The 7,116-nt window shown below is 66.3% G+C and carries 7 protein-coding genes; 5 read left to right on the plus strand and 2 right to left on the minus strand.

Translation table 11 applies throughout. The features are described 5' to 3' along the window. Nucleotides 1-548, minus strand: a 548-nt coding sequence (locus tag PVW46_RS23510) for an ATP-binding cassette domain-containing protein (RefSeq protein ID WP_274577950.1), incomplete at its 3' end; no start/stop codon positions are given. Nucleotides 549-735: 187 nt separating this feature from the next. Here PVW46_RS23510 and PVW46_RS23515 point away from each other — a divergent pair. After that, a complete protein-coding gene (locus tag PVW46_RS23515; protein ID WP_069208424.1) occupies nt 736-1,740 on the plus strand; it encodes a 1-aminocyclopropane-1-carboxylate deaminase/D-cysteine desulfhydrase in 1,005 nt (334 codons plus the stop codon). Between the two features lie 45 nt (nt 1,741-1,785). On the opposite strand, the gene PVW46_RS23520 is transcribed toward PVW46_RS23515, so the two are convergent. After that, nucleotides 1,786-3,627, minus strand: a complete 1,842-nt coding sequence (locus PVW46_RS23520) for a feruloyl-CoA synthase (RefSeq protein WP_139132250.1) — start codon at nt 3,625-3,627, stop codon at nt 1,786-1,788. 97 nt (nt 3,628-3,724) lie between these two features. Here PVW46_RS23520 and PVW46_RS23525 point away from each other — a divergent pair, with 97 nt between their 5' ends. From PVW46_RS23525 to PVW46_RS23540, 4 genes are all read left to right on the plus strand, one after another. Then, complete coding sequence (locus PVW46_RS23525; RefSeq protein WP_274577952.1) at nt 3,725-4,240, plus strand: MarR family winged helix-turn-helix transcriptional regulator; 516 nt, start codon at nt 3,725-3,727, stop codon at nt 4,238-4,240. A gap of 78 nt (nt 4,241-4,318) precedes the next feature. Continuing rightward, entirely contained in the window at nt 4,319-5,410 is a 1,092-nt protein-coding gene (gene dctP / locus PVW46_RS23530; protein ID WP_069208423.1) for a TRAP transporter substrate-binding protein DctP, read from the plus strand. Nucleotides 5,411-5,476: 66 nt separating this feature from the next. Beyond that, nucleotides 5,477-5,977: a TRAP transporter small permease gene (locus PVW46_RS23535; RefSeq protein WP_069208422.1), complete on the plus strand. Its 501-nt coding sequence runs from the start codon at nt 5,477-5,479 to the stop codon at nt 5,975-5,977. Then, nucleotides 5,974-7,116, plus strand: a 1,143-nt coding sequence (locus PVW46_RS23540) for a TRAP transporter large permease (RefSeq protein WP_274577954.1), incomplete at its 3' end; no start/stop codon positions are given. The genes PVW46_RS23535 and PVW46_RS23540, both read left to right, overlap by 4 nt.

A 7,116-nucleotide genomic window follows, 5' to 3' on the forward strand; every position in this document is an offset into this window, starting at 1 on the left:
GTCGGTTCGTCCGCGATCAGCAGGCGCGGGCGGCAGGCCAGCGCCATCGCGATCATGAACCGCTGGCGCATCCCGCCCGAGGACTGGTGCGGGTATTCACCCATCCGCTGCCGTGCCGCCGGGATGCGCACCCGCTCCAGCAGGCGCTGCGTCTCGGCCAGGGCCGCCTTGCGGTCCATGCCCTGGTGCGCCTCCAGCACCTCGGCGATCTGTTCGCCGATCTTCATCGAGGGATTCAGCGAGGTCATCGGCTCCTGGAAGATCATCGCCATGTCGTTGCCGCGCACGCCGCGCATCTGGGGTTCCGACAGGGTCAGCAGGTCGCGGCCTTCCAGCAGAACCTTGCCCCTGATGCGGCTCGTCTCGGGGTCGAGCAGGCGCATCGAGGCCAGCGAGGTGACGCTTTTCCCCGAACCGCTTTCCCCCACGAGGGCCAGCGTTTCGCCCCGCGCGATCTGCATCGACATGTCGTGGACCACCGGGGTCCAGCCGGTGCGGCCGCGAAAGGCGACCTCGAGTCCGGAGACGGAGAAGACAGGTTCGGTCATGGCGCGGTCCGTTTCGATCGGTTCAAGCGTAGCGGCTTGCCCGCCGCTCCGGAAGGGATCGCCGCATGACGCGGACCGGGAAAACGAGGGGTTGCCGTTTATGATATATCATATATCCTGACAAGAGAGGTCCGATCATGCAAGGGGAAACTCGCCCCGGCGGGCCAATCAAGAGAAAGGACCGAGCATGAAACTCGATGAATTGCCCCGGCTGTCGCTGGGATTCCTGCCCACCCCGGTCGAGGACCTGCCCCGTCTGAGCGGTGAGCTGGGCGTCTCGCTTTCGGTGAAACGCGATGATTTCACGGGCTTCGGCGGCGGTGGCAACAAGGTGCGCAAGCTGGAGTTCCTGATGGCGGACGCGGTGGCGCGCGGCGTCCAGGTGGTCATCACCACCGGCGGGCACCAGTCCAACCATGCGCGGATGACCGCCGCTGCTGCCAGAAAATTCGGCATGAAGCCGATCCTGGTGCTGCGCGGCAACCGTCCCGACGCCTGGCAGGGCAACCTCTTGCTGGATCACATCCTGGGGGCCGAGGTCGATTTCCTGGACCCGGACGCCTATTTCGAGCAGATCAATCCGCGCATGCAGGCCCATGCGGATGCCGCAGAGGCACGGGGAGAGACGCCTTATATCATCCCGCTGGGGGGCGCCAGCGCGCTGGGTGCGATGGGCTATGTGAACGCGATCCGCGAACTGTCGGAACAATACGCCGCCACGGGCCGCAAGGCGCCGGATTACATCTGCGCGCCGGTCGGGTCGGGCGGCACGCTGGCGGGCATGGTCGTCGGCTGTTCGATCTGGTGGCCAGGGACCAGGGTACTGGGCATCGCCGTCACCGGCACCGCCGTGCCGTTCGCCGAGAGGATCGCGGTCATGGCCAATGACGCGGCAGAGCTGCTGGAACTGGAACAGCGTTTCACGCCCGAGGATCTGCGGATCGAGAATGACTATGTCGGGCCGGGCTATTCCATCCCCTCTGAGCAGGGCAACGCCGCCATCCTGCGGACCGGCCATGCCGAGGGCGTCCTGCTGGACCCGGTTTATACCGGCAAGGCGATGGCCGGGATCATCGACCTGGCGCAACGCGGCGCCATCGAAAAGGGATCGGACGTGCTGTTCGTGCATTGCGGCGGCACGCCCGCGCTGTTCCCCTTCAACGAGCAACTGACAGCCGACGTCAGCGCGTGAAGGGGGGCGCGTCCCGGTTTCGGCCGGGGCGCGCCTTTGAGGCGTTCAGCGCGGAGAGCGGGCCAGGATCACCTCGGGGTCGCCCGCGTAAAGCCGCCGGACCAGGTCGCCGCGATTGTTCAGCACCGCTCGCTGGTTGACCGATCCCTTGTCGGTCACCTCGCCCGCGTTCAGATCCAGCGGGTCGATCATCACGATCGCGCGGGCGATCCGCATCGAAGAGCCGGTGGCCTCCTGTGCCAGCCGCGCCAGTCGCTCCTGCAGCGCGGTGCGCACCTCTGGCCGGGACCAGAGCGCCGCGTCGTCCAGTGCGGCGCCGTCGGGCACCAATGCCTCTGCGCCGGCGCGGGACGGAACCAGAAGGGCGCCCAGTTCGCCCTGACCTTCGCCGGTGATGACCGCGTCACGCGCCAGGCCCCCCAGAGCATCGACCAGTTTCGCACGGAGCGCCCCCACCGCGACCCATGTGCCCGTGTTCAGCTTGAAGTTCTCGGCGATGCGCCCGTCGAAGAAGAACCCCTGCGCAGCATCGCCGGGCACGGCAAAACGCACCGCGTCCCCCAGCTTGTAGAAGCCTTCCTCGTCAAAGGCCTGCGCGGTCAGTTCCGGCGCGCGCCAGTAGCCGGGCGTGACCAGCGGCCCCTTGATGCGCAGTTCCAGCTTGCCGCCCGTTGGCACCAGCTTGATCGTGACACCCTTGGCGGGCACGCCGACATTGCCGGGGAGGTCCTGTTCCTCGACACAGGTCAGGGCAAAGGGGGCGGTCTCGGTTGCCCCCAGCCCGGTCGACAGCAGGGTGCGCGCGCCCACCGTCTGTTCCGACAGCGTCTTGAGTGCCTCCCACGTGTGGGTGGCCATGCCTGCGCCTGCATAGAGCAGAAGCTTGACCCGGCTGAAGAAGGTGCGGGCCAGGTCTGTGTCCGCCTGCATCGCGCGGATCAGGGCGTCATAGCCGACGGGGACATTGAAATACCAGGTCGGCGCGATCTCTCGCAGGTTGCGGATCGTCTCTTCGATCCCTTGCGGGCCGGGGTTGCCCTTGTCGATGTAGAAAGTGCCGCCGTTGTAGAGCGCCATGTTGAAGACCTTGCTGCCCGAGGCGACGTGGTTCCAGGGCGCCCAGTCCACCAGAACGGGCGGTTCCTCTTTCATGAAGGCATAGCAGTCCTGCACCATCGCCATGTTGGAACAGAGCATCCGCTGAGTGGTGATCACCGCCTTGGGAGAACCGGTTGTGCCGGAGGTAAAGAGGAACTTGGCCACCGTGTCGGGGGTGACGGCGCGGGCGGCGGCACGGGCGGCCTCCGTCGGCTCGGTCCGTTTGAAGTCATCCCAGCGCAGGATGCGGTGGCCGGGCAGCTCGCCTGCGCCCGTGATGATCGGCAGATCGGGATCAAGAACCTTGCGGATGGCGGGTGCGAAGGCGTCCAGCCTGTCGGCAAAGACAGCGCCCGGGGTGATCTGGCGCGCGATGTCGGCCAGTTTCGGATAGTCCGGCCCGGTCAGCGCATAGGCGGGCGCGATCGCTGCGGAGGGGATGCCGACGTGCTGGGCCGACAGGGCGATCACCGCGTGATCGAGGCTGTTGCCCGAGAGGATCAGGAGCGGGCGGTCGACCGAGAGCCCCAGATCCAGAAGCGCGCCGCCCACCCGCTCGGTCAGGTCGGCCAGCTCTGCGTAGCTGTGGCCACGCCAGTCCCCGGCATCGTCGCGTTCGGCCATCCACAGGTGATCCGGAGTGACCCCTGCCCAATGAGCGATCTTTTCCGACAGGCAGCGCGGGTAGGGGCCAAGCGGCTCTTCCTGCCAGACAAGGATGGTCCCATCATCGCGCGTTTCCTGCCGGACGCGCGGCTGCCACAGCCTGACCGGCCGCATCTCTGTCATGGCCGAACCCTCCCCCTGGCTCAGTTCATGTCCTACGAAATTCTTTACTCGGAAACAATTTAAAAATATAGAATCGGGGCAATTGCAGGAGGCGCGCGTGAACGAAGGGGACACCTTCAGGCCCGACCAGGTTCGGCTCGGCGTAGAGGCCGCACCGGACACGGATGGGGCCGTTTCCCTGCATGAACTGGAGAACTCACTGGGGTTCCTGCTGCGGATCTCGCAGGTGCGGGCCTACGAACGGTTCTACGCGGCCTTCGACGAGATCGGTCTCCGCCCGGGAGAATTCTCGGTCATGTGGGTGATCCTGCGGAACCCGGGGGTCCGGCAGGGATTGCTGGCGGAAACGCTGGGCATCAAGCCCGCGCAGATGACCAAGATGATCCGCCGGCTGGAGGTCCAGGACCGTATCCGCCGGGTAATACCGGATGACGACCGGCGGTCGGTCCGCCTGTACCTGACCGAAGGTGGCGAGGCCTTTGTCCGGGACCACCGGGACGCCTTTTTTGGGCATGACGATTATCACAATCACGGGCTGAGCGAGGCCGAGTGCCGTCAGCTTGCCCATCTGCTGCGGCGGTACAGCGGGGTGGGGCGCAGGGAGGACGACTGAACCACGGCGCCGGGACGCCGCGAGGAGGCGCGCACCCCGGCAGGCCGCACACGGACTTCATCCAGGGAGGATAGAACGATGAAGACGACCTTCTCATTCGCGGCGCTGGCCGTGGCGGGGACCTTGATCGCGGGAACGGTGGCGGCGCAGGACCTGCGCCTGGCGCCCGCGGCCCCGCCGGCGCATCCGGCCCACTACATGTACACCCATTTCGCCGAGTACCTGGCCAAGGAATCCGGCGGCACGATCGGGACCACGCTGCTGGGCCCCGAGGTGGTGGCCTTGCCGCAGATGGCGGATGCGCTGAACTCGGGCCTGGCGGACATCGGCAACTCGCTGCCGCTGTATTTCGCGGCGGATTTCCCGCTGACCGGCGTGGCGGGTGACCTGGCGCTGCAGGGGCGCAACCCGCATGCGATGGCGCTGGCCATGACCGAATGGGCGGTCACCTGTGAACCCTGCCAGCAGGAATACAAGGAGTTCGGCGGCGTTTTCCTGGGCGCAGGATCGTCCGACGTCTACGGTCTGATCACCACCAAGCCGGTGGACTCCGTCGAGGATCTGCAGGGGCTGCGCCTGCGGTCAGGCGGGGCGCCCTATTCGCGCTGGGCCGAGCATTTTGGCGCCACCGGCGTCCCGATGGGTGTCGGGGCGACCTTCGAGGCGATGAGCCAGGGCGTGATCGACGGTACGATGGCCTCTGTCGTGGACATGCTGTCCTATCGGCTGGTCGACATCGCCACGCATTTCAACACGGTCCCCATCGGCACCTATCACGCCACCTCCAACTTTACGGTTGCCTTGCCGACATGGCAGCGCCTGTCCGAGGAACAGCGCCTGATGATCGTCAAGGCCGCCAACCGGGCGAATTTCGACCTGACCGACCGCTGGGCCTATCAACTGCCCGCCGACGCGCGCGAAGCGGTGGCCGGCTCTGACATCGTGGTGGTCGAGGCATCGGGTGACCTGCTGGCCGCCTCCGAGGGGTTTGCCGCGGCGGACCGCGAGGCACAGATCGCCAAGGCCGGGGACATTGCCGCCGATTTCGCCCGGCTGGTCGACGAATGGTCCGAGCTGATCGCCGACACGGGCAACGATCCCGATGCCCTGGCCGAACTGGCCTGGGAGCGGATCTGGAGCAAGGTTGACCTGGCGACCTACGGTCTCTGACACCTCTGGCCCGGTCCCGCGCGCGGCGCGGGGCGGGGCGCCCCATCCGACCGGAAAGCCCGACACATGAACGCGCTGACACAGGCCGCGTCACGGATCGCCCGCGTGCTTGCCCTTCTGGGCGCCATCGCGGTTGTCGTGATGATGCTGCACATCTGCCTCGACGTGGTGTTGAGAAACCTCTTTCGCAATTCCTTCAGTTCGACCAACGCGATGGTGGCCCGTTACTACATGGTGCCGCTGGCCTTTCTTCCGCTGGCCTTTATCGAGCTGCGCGATGAAATGGTCTCGGTCGAGCTGATCGACAGCTTCCTGCCGCCCTGGCTGCGGCAACTGTCGGACGCGCTGGTCGCGGCCATTGCCTGCGGGATCTACGGCACGCTGGCCTGGGCGACCTGGGGGTCGATGGTGTCCAACTGGAAAAGGGGCACGATGATCGAACTGGGCGACATCGAGTTCCTGACCTACCCCAGCTACATCTTCCCGACGCTGGGCTTTGCGCTGGCAACGGGCGCCTGCCTGGTCAAGGCCGCCGACCGCGCACGGCAGATCGGACGTAGCGCATGAGCGTCGAGACGGGATTCTACGGGGTTGGCATACTGATCGTCCTGTTGCTGTTGCGGGTGCCCGTGGCGATGGCGCTGATCGCGGTCAGTTTCGGCGGGGTGGTCAGCCTTGTCGGGATCAAACCGGCGGTCGGCATCCTCTATTCCACGCCTTACGATTTCGTCGCCTCCTGGACGTTGTCGGCGGTGCCGATGTTCCTCTTGATGGGGTTCGTCGCCTTTCATGCCGGGCTGACCGGGGGGCTGTTCGAGGCGGCCAAGCTGGTGCTGCGCAGGATGCCGGGCGGGCTGGCGATTTCCTCGGTCTTTGCCTGTTCGGGCTTTGCCGCCGTGTCGGGGTCGTCGCTGGCCTGCGCTGCCGCAATGGGGCGCATCGCCATCCCGGAAATGGTCAAGGCGGGCTATCGCCCCTCCATCGCCGCCGGGTCCATCGCGGCGGGGGGGACCATCGGTGCGCTGATCCCGCCGTCGATCCTGATGATCCTCTACGGCGTCTTTGCCGAAACCTCGATCACCCAGGTCTTTGTCGGCGGCATCGGCATCGGGCTGGTGACGGCGGTGTCCTATTGTGCCGTGATCCTGCTCATCAGCCTGTTTCGCCCGGACGTGGTGCCCCCCCGCATCGACGCGCCAGAAACGGGCACGACGCGCAGTGCCGTGCTGAACGTCCTGCCGATCCTGGCGCTGATCGTGCTGGTCTTTGGCGGGCTCTTTGCCGAGTTCTTTTCCGCCACGGAGGCGGGCGCCGTGGGCGCGCTGGGCACCATCGTCATTTCCGCCGTCACCGGCCGCCTGACCCGCGAGGTCGTCAGCCAGTCGTTGCTGGAAACCGTCACCACGACCGGCTCGCTTTTCATCATCGCGGTGGGGGCGGCGATGTTCACACGCTTCCTGGGCCTGTCGGGACTGTCGGGCTTCATCAATTCCTGGGTCGCGGGCGCGGACCTGACCTATGTGCAACTCATGCTGATCGTGGTGCTGATATACCTTGCACTTGGCACATTCATGGAGCCGGTGGGCGCCATGCTGGTCACGCTGCCGGTGTTCCTGCCAGTTCTGCAAAGCCAGGGGCTGAGCCTGGTCTGGTTCGGGGTGCTGGTGGTCAAGCTGCTGGAAATCGGGATGATCACGCCGCCGGTC

It is taken from the genome of Mameliella sp. AT18 (assembly GCF_028807275.1).
GTDB lineage: Bacteria > Pseudomonadota > Alphaproteobacteria > Rhodobacterales > Rhodobacteraceae > Antarctobacter > Antarctobacter albus.